The organism is Ilyobacter polytropus DSM 2926 (assembly GCF_000165505.1).
Lineage (GTDB): Bacteria > Fusobacteriota > Fusobacteriia > Fusobacteriales > Fusobacteriaceae > Ilyobacter > Ilyobacter polytropus.
The window spans coordinates 1,244,210-1,262,462 of the sequence record NC_014632.1 but is presented as its reverse complement, the minus strand read 5'-3'; the positions used below and the strand labels follow the sequence as shown (position 1 = coordinate 1,262,462).

General features: G+C 36.6%; 16 protein-coding genes. 11 read left to right on the top strand and 5 right to left on the bottom strand.

What is annotated here, in order from left to right; all coding sequences use genetic code 11:
- Positions 1–4 precede the first annotated feature (4 nt).
- The 9 genes from ILYOP_RS05850 to ILYOP_RS05810 all read left to right on the top strand — a co-directional run bounded on the left by ILYOP_RS05850 (position 5) and on the right by ILYOP_RS05810 (position 11,170).
- Complete coding sequence (locus ILYOP_RS05850; RefSeq protein WP_013387611.1) at positions 5–1,303, top strand: 3-isopropylmalate dehydratase large subunit; 1,299 nt, start codon at positions 5–7, stop codon at positions 1,301–1,303.
- 3 nt (positions 1,304–1,306) lie between these two features.
- Positions 1,307–1,846 (top strand): LeuD/DmdB family oxidoreductase small subunit, encoded by a 540-nt coding sequence (locus tag ILYOP_RS05845; RefSeq protein ID WP_013387610.1) that lies wholly within the window; start codon positions 1,307–1,309, stop codon positions 1,844–1,846.
- Positions 1,827–2,927, top strand: coding sequence for a 3-isopropylmalate dehydrogenase (gene leuB / locus ILYOP_RS05840; RefSeq protein ID WP_013387609.1), 1,101 nt, complete (start codon positions 1,827–1,829; stop codon positions 2,925–2,927). Before ILYOP_RS05845 ends, leuB begins: the two co-directional genes overlap by 20 nt.
- Before the next feature lie 54 nt (positions 2,928–2,981).
- The gene (gene ilvD / locus ILYOP_RS05835; protein WP_013387608.1) at positions 2,982–4,631 is read left to right on the top strand and encodes a dihydroxy-acid dehydratase; all 1,650 of its coding nucleotides are present in this window, start codon (positions 2,982–2,984) and stop codon (positions 4,629–4,631) included.
- A gap of 35 nt (positions 4,632–4,666) precedes the next feature.
- Positions 4,667–6,325 (top strand): biosynthetic-type acetolactate synthase large subunit, encoded by a 1,659-nt coding sequence (gene ilvB, locus ILYOP_RS05830; RefSeq protein ID WP_013387607.1) that lies wholly within the window; start codon positions 4,667–4,669, stop codon positions 6,323–6,325.
- A gap of 17 nt (positions 6,326–6,342) precedes the next feature.
- Positions 6,343–6,579 (top strand): acetolactate synthase small subunit, encoded by a 237-nt coding sequence (locus ILYOP_RS05825; protein ID WP_013387606.1) that lies wholly within the window; start codon positions 6,343–6,345, stop codon positions 6,577–6,579.
- 52 nt (positions 6,580–6,631) lie between these two features.
- Entirely contained in the window at positions 6,632–7,624 is a 993-nt protein-coding gene (gene ilvC / locus ILYOP_RS05820; protein WP_013387605.1) for a ketol-acid reductoisomerase, read from the top strand.
- Between the two features lie 139 nt (positions 7,625–7,763).
- Positions 7,764–9,170 carry a carbon starvation CstA family protein gene (locus ILYOP_RS05815; protein ID WP_013387604.1) on the top strand — a complete coding sequence of 469 codons (1,407 nt, stop codon included), beginning with the start codon at positions 7,764–7,766 and terminating at the stop codon, positions 9,168–9,170.
- A gap of 458 nt (positions 9,171–9,628) precedes the next feature.
- Positions 9,629–11,170 (top strand): hypothetical protein, encoded by a 1,542-nt coding sequence (locus ILYOP_RS05810; protein ID WP_013387603.1) that lies wholly within the window; start codon positions 9,629–9,631, stop codon positions 11,168–11,170.
- A 117-nt stretch (positions 11,171–11,287) separates the two neighbouring features.
- Here the strand turns inward: ILYOP_RS05810 and ILYOP_RS05805 are convergent, their stop codons facing one another.
- The 4 genes from ILYOP_RS05805 to ILYOP_RS05790 form a co-directional block, all read right to left on the bottom strand.
- On the bottom strand, positions 11,288–12,307 hold the full coding sequence (locus ILYOP_RS05805; RefSeq protein WP_013387602.1) for a 5-oxoprolinase subunit C family protein: 1,020 nt from the start codon (positions 12,305–12,307) through the stop codon (positions 11,288–11,290).
- Complete coding sequence (gene pxpB / locus ILYOP_RS05800; RefSeq protein WP_013387601.1) at positions 12,304–13,059, bottom strand: 5-oxoprolinase subunit PxpB; 756 nt, start codon at positions 13,057–13,059, stop codon at positions 12,304–12,306. Before pxpB ends, ILYOP_RS05805 begins: the two co-directional genes overlap by 4 nt.
- Positions 13,060–13,081: 22 nt before the next feature.
- Positions 13,082–13,852, bottom strand: coding sequence for a LamB/YcsF family protein (locus ILYOP_RS05795; protein WP_013387600.1), 771 nt, complete (start codon positions 13,850–13,852; stop codon positions 13,082–13,084).
- 173 nt (positions 13,853–14,025) lie between these two features.
- Positions 14,026–14,808 carry an IclR family transcriptional regulator gene (locus ILYOP_RS05790; RefSeq protein ID WP_013387599.1) on the bottom strand — a complete coding sequence of 261 codons (783 nt, stop codon included), beginning with the start codon at positions 14,806–14,808 and terminating at the stop codon, positions 14,026–14,028.
- A gap of 465 nt (positions 14,809–15,273) precedes the next feature.
- Here ILYOP_RS05790 and ILYOP_RS05785 point away from each other — a divergent pair, with 465 nt between their 5' ends.
- Both ILYOP_RS05785 and ILYOP_RS05780 read left to right on the top strand, forming a co-directional pair.
- Positions 15,274–16,518 carry an Nramp family divalent metal transporter gene (locus ILYOP_RS05785; protein ID WP_013387598.1) on the top strand — a complete coding sequence of 415 codons (1,245 nt, stop codon included), beginning with the start codon at positions 15,274–15,276 and terminating at the stop codon, positions 16,516–16,518.
- 72 nt (positions 16,519–16,590) lie between these two features.
- Positions 16,591–17,382 (top strand): putative hydro-lyase, encoded by a 792-nt coding sequence (locus tag ILYOP_RS05780; RefSeq protein ID WP_013387597.1) that lies wholly within the window; start codon positions 16,591–16,593, stop codon positions 17,380–17,382.
- Between the two features lie 72 nt (positions 17,383–17,454).
- On the opposite strand, the gene ILYOP_RS05775 is transcribed toward ILYOP_RS05780, so the two are convergent.
- A complete protein-coding gene (locus ILYOP_RS05775; protein ID WP_280985348.1) occupies positions 17,455–18,063 on the bottom strand; it encodes an acetate uptake transporter in 609 nt (202 codons plus the stop codon).
- Positions 18,064–18,253 lie beyond the last annotated feature (190 nt).

Sequence of the window (18,253 nt, the reverse complement as noted above, 5' to 3'; positions counted from 1 at the left end):
GGGAATGACAATTGTTGAAAAAATTCTTGCTAAAAAATCAAATAAAGAAAGAGTGGTTCCAGGTGAGAACATTTGGGTAGATGTTGATAACCTGCTTACCCATGACGTTTGCGGTCCTGGGGCAGCTTCCATATTCAAACGTGAATTTGGTGAAAATGCAAAAGTGTGGGATAAGGAAAAAGTTATACTTATTCCAGACCACTATATTTTTACAAAAGATAAATATGCAATGAGAAATCTTGAAATAGTAAAAGAGTTTGCGAAAGAACAAGATCTAAAATACTACTATGAGCCTTTTACATCAGATTATAAAGGTGTGTGCCATATAGCTTTTGCTGAAGAGGGACATGCAATGCCAGGAAAAGTTATGTTTGGGACAGATTCTCATACATGTACTGCAGGAGCTTTCGGACAGTTTGCCACAGGGATAGGAAATACAGATGCTGGATTTATATTGGGAACAGGAAGACTTTGGGTAAAGGTTCCTGAAACAATAAGATTTACTTTTAACGGTAAATTCCCTAAATATGTAATGGGAAAGGACATTGTTCTTCAGACTATAGGGGACATCGGATTTGACGGTGCGACTTACTGCTGTATGCAATATGACGGAGAAGCTATAGGTGATTTGAATATGGATGAAAGGATGACTATCTGCAATATGGCTATAGAGGCCGGTGGTAAATGCGGGATAATCGAACCAGATCAGACAACTATAGATTATGTAAAAGCCAGAACAGATGCACCTTTTGATGTATATCACTCAGATGCAGACGCGACATACAAGAGTGAGCATATCTATGAGGCAGCAGAGATGGAACCTGTGGTAGCTCAGCCTTATTCACCTGCAAATGTAGAAAAAGCTAAAAATTTGGAAGATGTAAAAATAACAAGATCTTATATAGGGTCTTGCACAGGAGGAAAGACTACAGACTTCTATGCTGCTGCGGAAATATTAAAGGGAAGAAAAACAGTTGTTGATACCTTTATAGTACCTGCAACTACCAAGGTAGAAAAAGATCTTAATGAGATAAAAATCGGTGACGAAACACTTATGGAAATACTAGAAAAAGCAGGATGCTTAATAGGGCCACCGTCATGTGGGGCATGTCTTGGAGGGCCTGAAGATACCTTTGGAAGAACTCATGCAAACGAGGTAGTAATCTCTACTACAAACAGAAACTTCCATGGAAGAATGGGATCGATGGAATCAAAAGTATATCTTGCATCACCATATACAGCAGCGGCGTCTGCTGTCACAGGTTATATTACAGATCCGAGAAAGTTCATGGAGGGGGAGTAAGAGATGAGTGATATTATAAAAGGAAAAGTTTACGTATTAGGAGACGATATAGATACAGATCAGATAATTCCGGCTTCATATCTTGTGTATAGAGTAGATGATCCTGAAGAATCAAAACTTTATGGTAAATATGCACTTTCAGGACTTCCAGTTGATATAAAAAAAGACAGCCCTTTTGTAAAAGAGGGGGAGTTTACAAGTGACTATACAGTGGTGTTAGCAGGGAAAAACTTCGGCTGTGGCTCTTCTAGAGAACATGCACCTCTGTGCCTTGAAAAAGCAGGAGTTAAGGCTGTAATTGCTGAAAGCTATGCTAGAATCTTTTATAGAAACGCCATAGATGGTGCATTTTTAGTACCATATGAATCGGCAGCTAAAATATTTGATAAATTCTCCACTGGAGATGAAATAGAACTAGATGGTGAGAAAAGCACAATAAAGAACCTAACAACAGGAGAAGAGTTCTCTTTGAAATCCATGGGTGATGCCTATGAAATAGTAAAAGCCGGGGGGATATTTAAGTATGCAAAAAACAAAATGTAATGATACAAAAACATATAAGATAGCACTTTTACCTGGAGATTATATAGGGGAAGAGATAACTTCAGGAGCTGTAAAGATAATGGAGAGAGTAGGGAAGGCCTATAACGTAGACCTTCAGTTTACAAGAGGGGCTATAGGGGGAGCAGGTCTTGACGAAGCAGGACATCCTTTTCCAGAGGCCACAAAAAATATATGTAAAGAAAGTGATGCGATATTTTTGGGAGCTGTAGGGGGACCAAAATGGGATAACGTTGCTTCTAATCTAAGACCGGAAAGAGGACTACTTGAGATCCGTAAGGAACTGGGAGTTTTTGCAAACTTAAGACCTGTAAAAATCCATAGTTCTCTAAGAGACAAGAGCCCGTTAAAAGAGAGTATTATCGGAGATAACCTGGATATCCTAATAGTCAGAGAGCTTATAGGGGGTATCTACTTTGGTGAAAAAGGCAGAGAGGGAGACAAGGCATATGATGTAATGTCTTATTCTGCTGAAGAAGTAGAGAGAATTGCTGAAATAGCATTTGAGGCTGCTTCTAAAAGAGACAAAAGAGTAACAAGTGTAGATAAAGCAAATGTACTAGAAAGTTCAAAACTGTGGAGAGAAACAGTGGAAAAAGTGGCTAAGAAATATCCCGAGGTAGAGCTCAGTCATCTGTATGTAGACAATGCTGCAATGCAGCTTGTAATCAATCCTAGACAGTTTGACGTAATACTTACAAGTAATATGTTTGGAGATATATTATCTGATGAAGCTAGCGTAATCTCTGGTTCTATAGGGATGCTTCCTTCAGCAAGTATTGGAAAGGGCGTAGGACTTTTTGAACCTATTCACGGTTCAGCTCCAGATATCGCGGGTCAGGATAAGGTTAACCCTATGGCTACAATATTATCTGGTGCTATGATGCTAAGACATTCTTTCAATATGGAAGAAGCTGCAAAAATTATAGAAAAATCTGTGGAGCTTGTACTTGAAAAAGGATATAGAACAGGTGACATCTATAGTGGAACGGAAAAACTCGTAGGAACTAAAGAGGTAGTAGAAAAAATTATGGAAGAGATAGAGGTTCTTCTGCAAAAGTAGAAAAATCTTTCGTGAAACATAGGTAATTCATATTGAAAAAGGGAAGGGGAAAGTATGAAAAGTGATGTAGTAAAAAAAGGAGTGGCAAGGTCGCCACACAGAAGTCTTTTAAAGGCTTTAGGACTTACAGAGAGAGAGATACAGGCTCCGTTTATAGGGGTTGTAGGTTCCTTCAATGAACTTGTACCTGGACATGTACATCTAAAAACAATAATTGATTCGGTAAAAAATGGAATAAGAATGGGTGGAGGAGTTCCTTTTGAATTCTCTACAATTGCAGTTTGTGACGGACTGGCTATGAACAATGATGCAATGAGATATTCACTGCCTTCTAGAAATATAATCGCTGATACTATAGAGGTTCAAGTAAGAGGAGCAGCTTTAGATGCTTTAGTTTTTATACCAAACTGTGATAAAGTAGTACCTGGAATGCTTATGGCTGCAGCAAGGCTTAATATACCAGCTATCTTTATAAGTGGTGGACCTATGCTAGCTGGAGTTCATAAAGGTAAAAAAATAGCTCTTAGTGATGTTTTTGAATATGTAGGGAAATATCAGACTGGAGAAATATCAGAAGATGAACTTACAGAAGTAGAAGGAAAGGCCTGTCCTACATGCGGTTCTTGTGCTGGGATGTATACTGCAAATACAATGAACTGTCTGACAGAAGCATTGGGTATGGCTCTTCCTGGAAATGGAACTGTTCCTGCAGTATTCTCCAAAAGAATGGAGATGGCAAAAGAAGCCGGAATGAGAGTTTTGGAACTTCTTGAAAACGGGGTTAAACCAAGAGAGATAATGACTAAAAAAGCATTTATGAACGCTGTTAGAGTGGACATGGCTCTAGGAGGATCTACAAATACAGTACTTCATCTTTTAGCTATTGCAAATGATGCTGACGTGGATCTTACCCTTGATGATTTTGATGAAGTGAGCAAGAGTGTACCTCAAATATCAAAACTTTCTCCAGCAGGAAGTCATTTTATAGAAGACCTCGATCGTGCAGGTGGAGTACATGCAGTGATGAGAGAGCTTATAGATGGAAAGATATTAGAAGATGAAACAACAGTTAACGGAAAATTGTCAGAAGTATTAAAAAGACATAGAGTGACAGATAAAGTTGTAATAAGAGAACTTTCTAACCCCTATACCCAAAGAGGAGGACTTACTGTCCTAAAAGGAAATATCGCACCTCTTGGAGCAGTTGTAAAATCAGGTGGAGTTGTGGAAGAGATGAAGGTTCACAGCGGACCTGCAAGAGTATTTAACAGTGAAGAAGATACAGTAGCAGCTCTTATGGGCGGACAGATAAAAGATGGAGATGTAATTATAATAAGATACGAAGGTCCAAAGGGAGGACCTGGAATGAGAGAGATGCTCACTCCGACATCCATACTTGTGGGATTAGGTCTAGACAAGACAGTGGCACTTATTACTGATGGTAGATTCTCCGGTGCTACGAGAGGAGCAGCTATTGGACATGTTTCTCCTGAGGCAGCAGAGGGAGGGCCTATAGGTCTTATAGAAGAAGGAGATACTATAAAAATAGATATAAACAAAGGGACTCTTGATTTTGTAATAGACGAAGATGAACTTGAAAAAAGAAAATCTAAATTAGTTATAGTTGAAAAAGAGGCAAGTGGATATTTGAAAAAGTATTCTGAAAAGGTTAAATCGGCTTACAGTGGGGCAATCGAAGGGTAGTCTGATAAATAGAATAGATAGGGGGTGCATTAGACGTGAAAGGGGCACAAATTCTGTTAGAGACTCTGAAACATCTGGGAATAAAAGAAATTTTCGGATATCCTGGAGGAGCAGTACTTTCCATTTTTGAAGCTCTTCGAGAGGATAATGATATAAAATTTATTCTCCCAAGACATGAGCAGGGAGCATCTCATGCGGCCGATGCATCAGGAAGGCTTACGGGCATCCCTGGGGTATGCTTGGCCACTTCAGGTCCAGGAGCTACCAATTTGGTTACGGGGATAATGACTGCCTATATGGATTCTTCTCCAATGATAGCCATAACAGGTCAGGTATCTAGGTCTAATAAGGGTAAAGATGTATTTCAGGAAGTGGATATTGTAGGAGTCACTCTTCCTATAACAAAACACAATTATAGTGTAGAATCTATTGAAGAACTTCCGGTAATATTAAAAGAGGCTTTTCATATTGCCACAACTGGTAGACCAGGTCCGGTTCTTATAGACCTTCCAGCTGATATTCAAAACGAAGAGATGAGTGAAGAGAGGTTCAGAATACTTTTGAACCAGAAGCTAAATCTTTTTCCATCTCTTCATATTCCAAAGCTGGACATGACTAAAGTTGAAGAGGCTGTAGGACTCCTTAAACTTGCTAAAAGGCCTTTAATTATTTCAGGAGCCGGAGTAATACGAAGTGGAGCAGCAGATGAACTTTATGAATTTGCTATTAAAAATAATATACCAGTGACTTCTTCATTATTAGGATTGGGAGGCTTTCCAGGAGACAACAATCTTTTTCTAGGAATGGGAGGAGTACATGGAAGTATAGCCACGAATATAATAATTCAGGAAGCTGATTTCGTCTTGGCAGTGGGAACCAGATTAGATAACAGACTTACATGTGATACAGAAGGATTTTTAGATCAAGCCAAAGTGGTTCATATAGATATAGACCCTGCTGAAAATAAAAAAATAATTGTAGCGGATATATTTATACAAGGTGATGCAAAAGAGGTTTTAAGTAAAATGTCGGAAATGAGTTCCGAGAAAAAAGAACAGCGTTGGTTAGACAGGGTAGACGAATTGAGAGGTAAATACTCACCTACAAAGTTTAGTGAGAAGTATTCTCTAGAGCCGAGAAGAATTTTTGAAATTCTGAGCCAAAAGACTGATGAAAATGCTATAATAACTACAGATGTGGGGCAACATCAGATGTGGGTAGCTCAGTATTACAAGTTTAGAAAACCGAAAACCTTTATAACTTCAGGTGGAGCAGGAGCTATGGGATTTGGTATACCTGCAGCAATAGCCGCCAAGATAAAAAAACCTGATACGACAGTTATATCTGTTGTGGGAGACGGTGGATTCCAGATGTGTGTAGGGGAAATAATTATGCTAAAACAGTATAAACTTCCCATTAAAATATTAATTATAAACAACAGCACCTTAGGAATGGTAAAACAACTTCAGGATACATTCAAAGGTGGAAAACATTTTGGAGTATATCTAGATGTCAATCCTGATTTTATCCAGATAGCAAAAGCCTATGGTTTAAAAGGCATAAAAGTAACCAATGAAGAAGAGCTTGTAAAAGCCTGTGATGAAAATATTGACACTGATGAACCTGTAATAATAGAATGTGTCTTAGACAGAAAAAAGAATGTATATCAGACACTAGTTCATCCAAATATTTAAAAATAAGGAGCGAAGATATGAAAAGAGAACTTTTGATAACGGCGAAAAATAAAATAAGTACTCATTCGAGAATTTATAATCTATTTAATAAGAAAGGATATAATTTAGAAAGTGTTGTTGCACACACTTGTAAAGAAGATCCTGAAAATATAAAAATGACTTTAGCCGTCGTCAAAAGTGATCAAGCTCTCTTAGAACAGATAAAAATAAATTTATACAAAATAGTAGATATAGTAAGTGTAGATATAATATAATGTTTTCAACACCATTAAAATAAATCAAAAATAAATAAGGGGGAATAAAAAAATGGCAGTAACTGTGTACACAGAAAAGGATTGTAACATCGATATCTTAAAGGGGAAAAAGGTAGTAGTAGTTGGGTTTGGAAGCCAAGGACATGCACATGCTTTAAACCTTTTTGATTCAGGGGTAGATGTTACAGTAGGATTAAGAGAAGGTTCAAAGACAATGGAAAAAGTAAGAGCTGCAGGTCTTAAAGCAGATACTATAGCAAATGCAGTAAAAGATGCAGACGTTGTAATGATACTTATCCCAGATGAGTCTCAAGGTAAAATCTACGCTGAGCAGATTGAACCAAATCTTAAAGAGGGAGCTTACCTAGGATTTGGACACGGATTCAACGTTCTTTACAATATCGTAAACTTAAGACCAGATCTAAACGTATTCTTAGCAGCACCTAAAGGACCAGGACACATGGTTAGAAGAACTTTTGTTCAAGGTACAGGGACGCCAGGACTTATTGCAATAGAGCAAGACCCTTCAGGAAACACAAAAGAAATCGCACTTGCTTGGGCACAAGGATTTGGAGGAGCAAGAGCAGGAGTTATCGAAACTACATTTAAAGAAGAAACTGAAACTGACCTTTTTGGAGAGCAGGCAGTTCTTTGCGGTGGAGTTACTGAGCTAATGAAAGCTGGTTTTGAAACTCTTGTAGAGGCTGGATACGAGCCTGAAATGGCATACTTTGAGTGTGTGCATGAGATGAAGCTTATTGTTGATATGATCATAGACGGTGGATTCACATCTATGAGAGACTCTATCTCAAATACAGCTGAATACGGAGACTACATCACTGGAACTAAAGTTATAACTAAAGAATCTAGAGAAGGAATGAAGGAAGTATTAAAAGATATCCAAGACGGTACTTTTGCTAGAAACTTTATAAAAGAATGTGAAACAATGGAATTCATGAACGAAAAGAGAAAAACTGAGCAAGAACACCAGGTAGAAAAAGTAGGAAATGAGTTAAGAGGAATGATGTCTTGGCTTAAAAAATAAGCTGAGATTTGATATTTAAATGGCTTAAAGGGCAGTTGCTGAGGATATTATTATCCTTTTTGGCAACTGCCTTAATAATATTTTAGGTGGTTAAAATTTAAAAATAAAAAGTTATGATGGTGTTTATAGGGGGATAAATATGTATAGTTATTTTATAAGTGTTGCGATGCTGATTTCAGCTTATTTTATTTATGGAAAATATCTTGAGAAAAACTTTGGGGTGGATTCTAGAGATACTCCGGTAACGACAATGAATGATGGAGTGGATTATGTTGAGATAAATTGGAAAAAAGCTCTTTTGATTCAATTTTTAAATATAGCAGGTTTAGGTCCTGTAACTGGTGCTATAGCAGGAGCTATGTGGGGACCTGCTGCCTTTCTTTGGATAGTATTCGGGTGTATTTTTGCCGGGTCTGTACATGACTATTATGCAGGACTTATATCGATGAGACATTCTGGAAAAAATATTCCTGAACTTATAGGAAAGTATCTTGGAAAAGGTGCAGAGAGATTTATAAAAATTGTCACTGTAATCTTATTGATAATAGTTGGGATAGCATTTATAACAGGTCCTGCAGAAATAATGAAAAGCTATACAGGAATATCAAAGGAAATCTGGCTTTTTTTGATAGCAATATATTATATCATTGCTACTATGCTTCCAATTGACAAAATAATCGGTAAAATATACCCAATTTTCGGAGCTTCTTTGATAATAATGGTTGTGGCTCTTATGGCTTCACTTTTAATAAAAGGGTACAGCATTCCTGAGGTGTCATTTCAGAATCTTCATCCTGCAGGAAAGCCTATCTTCCCATTTATGTTTGTGGTAATATCATGTGGAGCTATCTCAGGTTTTCACTCTACCCAGAGTGTACTCATGGGGAGATGCCTTAAAAGTGAATTTTCCGGAAGGAAGGCCTTTTATGGTGCGATGATTATAGAGGGGATAGTGGCTCTTACATGGGCTGCAATAGCAATAGCATTTTTCGGAGGTACAGAGGGACTGGCACAAAGTGGCGGAGGAATGGTAGCTATAAGTGAGATATCCAAGTCACTTCTCGGAAAAGCCGGTATTATTTTAGTAGGATTTGGAGTAATTGCACTGCCTATCTCCACAGGAGATACTGCTTTTAGAAGTGCAAGATTAACTATAGCAGATGCAGTTGGGATTGAGCAAAAATCCTTTAAAAACCGTATTTTGGTTTCTGCTCCGCTCTTTTTAGTAGCTGGTTTTATGTCTCAGCTTGGATTTACAACTCTTTGGAGATATGTGGCGTTTACAAATCAAATACTAGCAACATTCACCCTCTGGATGTGTACATACTTTTTGATTAAGAATAATAAAAACATGTTTGTCACTGGAGTGCCTGCTTCTTTTATGACAGGGGTAATGACTTGTTATATTCTTATGGCTCCTGAAGGTCTAAGAATGACAGGATCCGTTCCTTATTTTGGTGGAGTGATTGTGGGGATAGTTTCCCTTGTTCTAGTTATCAATAAAAATAAAGTTTCTAAAAATACGGGGTATTTAAAGGAAGCCTAAACCTTATATTCAGACAGACCCTTTTTAAAAAGGGTCTGTCTGAATAATTAGAATAAATGTAAAAATGAATTGACATTGTACAAAATTTAAGTTATAATAAATCGATTTTAATAAAAGTACTGAATAAGTCAAAAGACTATTAGTATATTTTACAGAAGTTTGAACATTTTAATAATCTAATTATAGTATATTGTTTTGTCGGTAAAGATTAGAGAAGGCGTATGCCAAGACTTTAATAGACCACTACAAAGTAATCTCTTTGTGTTGGCCTATTTTTTTATGCGATTTTTTAAAAAAGTTAATTTTAAAAAAGTATTTCATCATTATTCGAATGGAAAATACTCAAACTAAAAAATGTGGAAAGCGTTCTTGGTAGAGAATGAAGTTTTTCTACAGAATAAAACCTAGTGTCGATTTAAACTTTCTTAAACATAAAACTTCAAGGAGGTAAACAAAAATTGGAACAAGTTATGGATCAAATTGTACACATTTCAGCTCTGAATCATTTTTTTATCACTATGCTAATACTAATAACTATGGTGTTGGTATCAAGGACAGTTGTAGCGGGGACTAAATATTCCTCGATACTAATAATTGTTGTATTTGGACTGGCAATGGGATATCTATTGGTAAAAAGTCAAATGGCAACTCCGGGACTGGCTGAATTCCCAATGGTAGTATTGGCGAGTAAAACAACGGTTATCGCACTTATAGCATCTTTCTTTGTAGGGGGACAAGAGATAAAAAAGATATTCTGTAAGGAAGATCTCAAAGTAGACGATATAATGATACCGTCTAAGGATGAGACAATTCTTGGAACAAACAGTACACAGATTTTCTTTTTGATAAGAGCGTTTTTTATTTTAATAGGTATACAAACTACTCACAGCTTAATAGTTGGGGTTCAGGGAGATAGCGTATTAGGAAAATCATATATGCTCTTGGCTTACCTGAGTATTGTACTGGCTATAATATTTATCGATAATAAGGCAAAAATAGCAAGCAAGCAAGTTTATATAAGAAAAGGTTTTGTTGAGATGGTAGCTATACTAGGTATTCTTATGCTTTCTCTTAAAATAGCATCAATGGTTAAGCCATTTATCGCACTTCCTCAGATTTTCTTCGCTATGCTTATATCGGCAGGTCTAGGTATGATATTTTCAAACTGGAAATTTGGACCGACTTTAAATGCACTTTTATTTGCAGGAATTCCAGTAGTGTTGGCAGGAAGTTTTCTAGTAGGTGGATCTAGAATGGCTGACGCCTTCAAAATAGCAGGGGTTAAAAATGTTATGATTTATGGTTTTTCAGGTCAGGTATTCTGGATGTTTTCTGGACTTGCAATACTTATATTCCTTTGTAAATCAAATAATGTAAGAAATCTGGCTCCGGGAATGGCAGGAGCACTTTCTCACTCTGGACTGACAGGTGCTTGTACCGGTGGAGACTTAGGAGAAAAGGCGGCTTCAAGAGCCCCTATAATGATAAACATTCCGTTCTTTGGACATGTCTTCGTATTCTCTATCCTTGCTGCTAGTGCAGAGCGTGGGAGCATTATAGTTGCCTGGACTTTGCCTTTAATATGTGTAGGTCTTGCAATTGTTGTATTTTCCATTGGAACTTTAAGAAAAGCAGATGGTGACGACGGACAAGAAGTAAAGGGTCTTATGCAGTTTGCATTTGGATGGCAGGTAGTTGCTGTATTCGGAAGTTTCACTATGCTAAACGTTGCAGGAATGCCTTTAGAACAGGTTTCAATAGCAGTGTCTTCAGCACTTTCTCACTTTGGTTTATTTGCAGCAGTACAGGGAGGAATGTTTGGAGGAACAGCAGCAGGTCTGATAGCATTTATCTTTGCAATGCCTTTCCTAGTTCATCCGTTGGTATTTGGAATGTTTGGTAAAGCTGCAGAAAATGAAGGAAAGATGTCTACTAAAATTGTTTTAGGACTAACTATAGCTGGATCTATAGGGGTAATATATTCCCTTTTAACTATCTAATATAAAAAGTTAATTTAAAAACTACATATATACTGAAAATATAAAAAGGGTGCCCCAGGTATTAAAAATACATGTGGGTCACCCTTTTTTCATATGATATTTATTTTTATGTGCTTTCTAAACCTCAAAAACTTCTATGTTGTAGATTTTTGAATTTACAGAGACTCTAAAAGTTTTTCCAGAAAAATCTTTTTTTAAGAATATTTCATTTTTAATTCTTTTCATAAGTTTTATATTTTCTTTAAATATTTTTTGTCCTTGTTCAACAGTAACTTTTTTAAAACTCAGGGTATCCCCTGGTTTAGCCTGAGCAAGTTTTTTTAGGTCCGAGCTTACGACGGTAGCTATTTTTGCATAGCCCCCTGTTGTCTGACAGTCAGCCATCATAATGATTGGTTTTCCCTGACCGGGAACCTGTATGGAACCAGGGACAATTCCGTCAGACAGGATATCGCCTCCTGAAGCGTGCTCTATCTTATCTCCCTCTAATCTTATTCCCATTCTGTCACATTCGTTGGTAACGGTGTATTTATCTGATAAAAAAGTGTCAATACCTGCAGAGGTGAAATAATCATCTTGAGGACCCAATATTACACGAAGTTCATAGTGATTGGAGTATAGGGGTCTGTATTTGTGTGGAAGTTTTTTGTCTGCTGTGCAATATTCTGAATTTTTTAATTTTAAAATATCTCCAGCTTTTAACTGTCTTCCTTCAAATCCTCCTATTTTCCCTTTCATATATGTGGATCGACTTCCCATTACTTTTGGTACGTCAATCCCACCGGCAAATGCGATATATCCACGGCACCCCTTACTCATTATTTCAAAGGAGAGTTCATCTTGGGGGTTAACTCTTATAGTTTCCCATAGAGGAACTGATTTTCCGTTTAATTTTGGAGAAGACTCTCCTCCTGTTATGGCAATAGTGCATTGGGATCTGAATTTTATTTTTGGACCTAACATTGTAAATTCAAGTACCCCTTCATCCTCATTGTTTTCAAGGAGTATATTGGAAATATTATATGAAAAACTATCCATGGAACCTGATACCGGGACACCAGATTTTTGATATCCATATCTACCACAATCCTGGATAAGAGTAAGAGGTCCGGGGCTCAAAATTTCAAATTGTTTCATATCAGCCTCTCCTTCTTTGGGTATTTTTTTATTTTATATCTGTTTTCTTTGACAGCTTTTTCTATTTTTTTATATTCATCCCAGCTGACAGGGACAAATTTTATATAATTTCCAGAATCTAGCAGTATAGGGGAGTCACTATAAGCATTGTACAAGTCCACAGGAGTCTTTCCTATGATTTGCCATCCTCCTGGACTGTCTGTAGGGTAGATTCCTGTTTGGCTTCCGGCGATTCCCACAGAACCTTTTTTTATTTTAGTTCTTGGAGTCTCTAATCTCGGAGTTGCGATTTTTTCATCCATCCCACCAAGGTATGGAAATCCAGGTGTGAATCCAAGCATGTAGATTAGATAATCTTTTGAAGAGTGGATGTTTATTACCTCATCAACTGAAATAGAGTTGTGCTGAGCCACGTTGGCAATGTCAGGGCACTGATCACCACCGTAAAAAGTAGGGATCTCTATAATTTCAGGAAGAGGAATGTCTATCTTTTCAAGCTTATTCTCTAAGTATTCAAAGTGTTCTATCAAAGAAGAGTATGATGTACTCATAGGGTCATAGTGAACAGTAAGAGATCGATAAGTGGGAGTGATCTCTACGACTCCCTCTATACCCTCTTTTTCTATTGCGATGGTCATAGACCTAACCTTAGAATTAACCTCCTCAGAGATTTTATTTCCAAATTCTATTACAAGGGCTCTGTCCCCTGCACTCAGATATCTAGTTTCTTTATAAATTTTAATCACCCTCATCTTTCACGTAAAAAAGTAAACATTATTTTATGAAATTTGAAATAGAAGTTATTCTAATGGATTCTTTTTCTAATTCCTTTCGAATTTTTTTTACAAAATCTAAAGCCTTTGGGTTATCCCCGTGGACACAGACAGAATCAGCTTTTATAGATATCTCTTCTCCGGTTATGGAAGTTATTTTTCCAGTTTTTATCATTTTTATAACCCTTGAAATTGCTAGCTCAGCATCGTGGATAACAGCCCCCTCTATACCTCTTGGGACAAGTGTCCCATCACTGTTATAAGCTCTGTCAGCAAAAACTTCATTTGCTGTTTTAAGACCTAATTTTTTTCCTGATTTTATCATTTCACTGTTGGCCAGTCCTAAAAGGATGATATTTTTATCCACTTCATATATGGCTTGAGCTATGGAATCTGCATATTTTTTATTTTTTGCTGCCATGTTATACATCGCTCCGTGGACTTTCACATGCTGAATTTTTTCACCGTGAGACAGAACAAATGCCATAAGTGCCCCCAACTGGTATTTTACATAATTTTTTATCTCTTCGGGAGATGCATCGATGTTTCTTCTTCCAAATCCCATTAGATCAAAAAATCCAGGATGAGCACCGATGCCGATACTGTATTTCTTAGCCATTTCCACTGTTTTATCCATAACCATAGGGTCTCCACCGTGCCATCCACAGGCTATATTAGCAGAGGAGACATATTTTAAAATCTCTTTATCCATTCCTATTTTATAGTTACCGAAACTTTCTCCAAGATCACTATTGAGGTCGACTTGAAACATTTTAACTTCCCCCTAACTTATCATCCGTTTTAAATATCGAACCGATGGTTTATTATTCATTTTCTGAATGATAACACAAAAAAATGCAGATGTCTAGAAAGTTTATGTAATATATTTTACATTATACAACAAAATATGGCTTAAAAATAAAAAAATGAAGGGAAAACCCTTCATTATCCTTTGTAACCTAGTTCTCTAGAAATTTTTATAGCAGTATCTTTTACTTTTTTGATTATATCCGGGAATTTATCAGCTGTAAATCGCTGATCAGGGCCGGCGGTACTAAGTGCTCCTATTACATTTTTCCTGTAGTCAAAGATGGGCGCCCCTATACCTATGGTCTGCATCTCCATCTCACTGTAGCTTATTGTATATCCGTCTTTTCTGCTCTCTTTTATTGATTCCCAGAGTTTTTCTTTGTCCATAATGGTATTTTCGGTATACTTTACGAATTCTGTATTTTCTATAATGGCTTGTATTTCATCATCTTTCAAAAAAGAAAGAATTGCCCTTGGACACGCCCCGGCATTTAGGGAAGCAGTCCGACCTATTTTTGTATAGAGTCTCACTGGATGTTTGCTAATTAGTTTTTCCACATAGATAGCATGGTCTTTGTCTCTTACTACTAACTGTACATCTTCATTTATCTCATCTCTCAGTTTTTTCATATAAGGGAAAGCGATCTCTTTTAACTCTATGGATTCAGAAACAACAGTTCCCATTTCTAGAAATTTCATTCCAAGCTTGTACTGCCCCTGTTTACCTCCGGTATCTACTTTTATGAGATATCCGTTTTTTTCAAAGGTGTTTAACAATCTATATACAGTTGCTTTAGGAATAGAAGAAAGACGAGAAATTTCACTGAGCCCCCTAGTTGGGTTTTCAGCATCGAAATATTCTAGTAGGCTCAAAGCCTTATCCAAGCTCTGATTAATGCTATTATCATTAATAGTCATAATATATTCATCATCTCCTGTTATTTTTTGCCTTTTAATATAAGATAGCATATCAGGACAGAGAATGTCAAAGTAAGCCCAGAAACAATGGATTTTATTAAATAATTTTAAATTGTTAAGATTAAAATTAAAAAAAATTCATAAAAAATTTGACATAAAAAGAAAAATAACATATACTTCAGACATAGAAAATAGAAAGATCATAAACAGAGTAAATGGCAACTTACTGGCAAGAATAAAGCTACCCTTTATTCTTAAACTGGAAAAGTTAAAAGTCGTTTTACTTTCAAAACTATTACCTTGAAAGTATAGCGACTTTTTATTATATTCACAATTAAGAACACATAAGTTCCTGTCAGCCACGTAGATTTTGTAAGGTGAGGCAAAGGGAACTTTAATTATACAATTTAAATAAACCGTCGGTTTAATATGTGGAACGTTTAAATTTAAAAAGGGGGAATTATTATGGAATCAGCAACTGTACTAGTAGAAAAAAAGGGGTTTCTACAAAAGTTGAAAACTATGGGACCTGCTGCAATTGTTACTGCAGCATTCATCGGCCCGGGAACTATCACCACAGCATCTATAGCAGGTGCAAAATTCGGTTATGCACTTATCTGGGCTATGGTATTTTCGATTTTTGCCACAGTAGTTTTACAAGAGATGTCAGCAAGAATAGGTATTGTAACTAGAAAAGGTTTAGGATCTGCTCTGAGAGAACAGTTTAATAATCCTATAGCAAAATATGCGAGTATCTTTTTGGTAGTTTCGGCAATAGGAATAGGATGTGCAGCCTATGAAACAGGGAATATTTTAGGTGGAGCACTTGGTTTAGAGGCGGTAACCGGGATATCTATGAATGTATGGGGCCCTATCATGGGAATAGGAGGTTACATCCTTTTAAAAAGCGGAAACTATAAATTTGTAGAAAAGTTTCTTATAGGATTAGTTGTACTTATGAGTGCTACGTTTATAACTACTGCTATAATCGTAGCTCCAGACTGGAGTGAGATATTAAAAGGAATGTTTATTCCTAGTGTTCCTAAGGGTTCTGTATTTCTTATAATGGCTTTGGTGGGAACAACTGTAGTTCCTTATAACCTTTTTCTTCATTCTTCTGCAGTTCAGGAAAGATGGAAAGATGCCAGTGGATTAAAAGAATCTAGATCGGATATTTTTCTTTCAATAATTTTGGGTGGACTAATTTCCATAGCAGTTATAATTACAGCATCGGCAGCATTCTTTGGTACAAATATAGCTATAAACAATGCAGGTGATATGGCAAAATCAGTAGAACCACTTCTTGGTTCTTGGGCCAAATACTTCTTTGCCTTTGGATTATTTGCTGCAGGACTTTCATCTACAATAACTGCACCCTTAGCGGCGGCCTACGCAACGGCAGGAGCTTTGGGATGGAAATCTGATTTTAAGGACAAGAAATTTGAGGCTATCTGGACAACAGTTATTGTAATAGGAATAGTATTTTCAGCTATGGGTCTAAAACCTCTCTCGGCAATTATATTTGCCCAGGCAGCAAACGGAATACTTCTTCCTATAATAGCTATTTTCCTGTTATATGCCATGAACAATAAGAAAAGACTAGGAAAATATGTTAATTCACCACTTACAAATATTTTAGGTGGAATAGTAGTGTTGGTAGCCTGTGGTCTAGGACTCAGAGGTATATTGAGAGTACTAGGAGTTATGTAATATCTGTAAAGTTTAAGAAATTTTAAATTATAAATAGCTCAGCCAATTTAAAAAATATTTGGAGATGGTTGTATGGAAAATTTTAAAAATTTAGAGCCTTTAAAAGTTCGGAAGATGATAAGAAAGGGGAAAATAAAAAGCAATACAGCTGGTATGTGTCATGGATATGTTCAAGGAAACCTTGTGATACTTCCAAAGAGTCATGCCTATGATTTTCTCCTTTTTGCTCAGCGTAATCCAAAGCAGTGCCCTATATTAGAAGTGTCAGATATGGGTAGCAGGGAGTTTGCTAAAATGGCTCCAGGCTCAGACATAACAACAGATATCCCAAAATATAGAGTTTATAAAAAGGGAGAACTTTACGGAGAATTTGACGACATAAAATCCTTCTGGAAAGATGACTTTGTATCATTTCTAATAGGATGTAGTTTTACCTTTGAGTCTGCCATGCTAGATGAGGGGATGGAAGTTAGGCATATTTCAGAGGAAAAGAATGTACCTATGTATATAACAAATATACAGTGTGAAAAGGCTGGTATATTTGAGGGGCCTACGGTGGTTAGTATGAGACCACTTCCCAGTTCTGAAGTTGTGAGAGCAGTCCAGATAACATCCAGATATCCTGGTGTTCACGGGTCGCCTATACACATCGGTGATCCTCAAAGCATAGGTATAGAGGATATAAGCAATCCTGATTTTGGAGATTCTGTAGATATTAAAAATAAAGATATTCCTGTGTTTTGGGCCTGTGGTGTTACTCCTCAGGCAGTTGCCATGAAGGTTAAGCCTGAAATAATGATAACCCATGCACCGGGTTATATGTTTATAACAGATATGAAAAATCAAAAATTATCTGTTTTGTGATTAATTTTATAAAATTAAAGAAGGTCAGCCTATTAGGCTGACCTTTTCTAATGAAAAATTATTAAATTACTATTAAATTAAAGGTTTTCCCATTGGTAAAACTGGTTTTCCAAAAATCTGAGCATAAATAGCTCCGGCCATCATATACCAAGCTCCAAGTGCACAAGCCATTAGTTCGTAACCAGCGACCTTAGTCAATGCCGGGTAACCGAAGTGTGCAAGATCAAGAAGTATAAATCCTACTAGTAGAAGGATAAAAGTAGTTCCCATCGCAGCGTGAATTTTCATAGCCGGAATAGTCATGATAGCTGTATACATAGTCCAGGCAATTAGGAAAAATCCTACATCAGTATGGCTGGCTTTGTAGATACCAAAATGATTTAAAAGGAACATAATACCTAAAGAGATCCAGAAACTACCGAAAGAAACAAAAGCACTGTAACCGAAGTTGTTACCACATTTGAATTCTTGGAAACCTGCAATCATCTGAGCTAAACCTCCGAAGATTAGTCCTGAAGCTACTACAGGACCTAATCCCATCCATCCTACATTGTGAAACTGAAGCAGCATAGTCGTGAGACCAAATCCTGCCAACCCAACAACTGCCGGGTTTCCTTGTGATGCATCGTGTGACATAAATATCCTCCCTGGTGATACTATTTTTTTTAGTAACTGATACAACTCTTTTGCTACAATCAAAATAAATGAGTTCTATTGGTTACTATATTAACTTGCTTAGTATATATAGTTTATAACAAACATAAATAAAAAATTCATTAAAACAAATTTATGTTTATATAAAAAGAGTACTTTGATTATAATACACAAAATTTGGAATTATTACAAGTTAAAATTTTTTAAAAAAAACAAA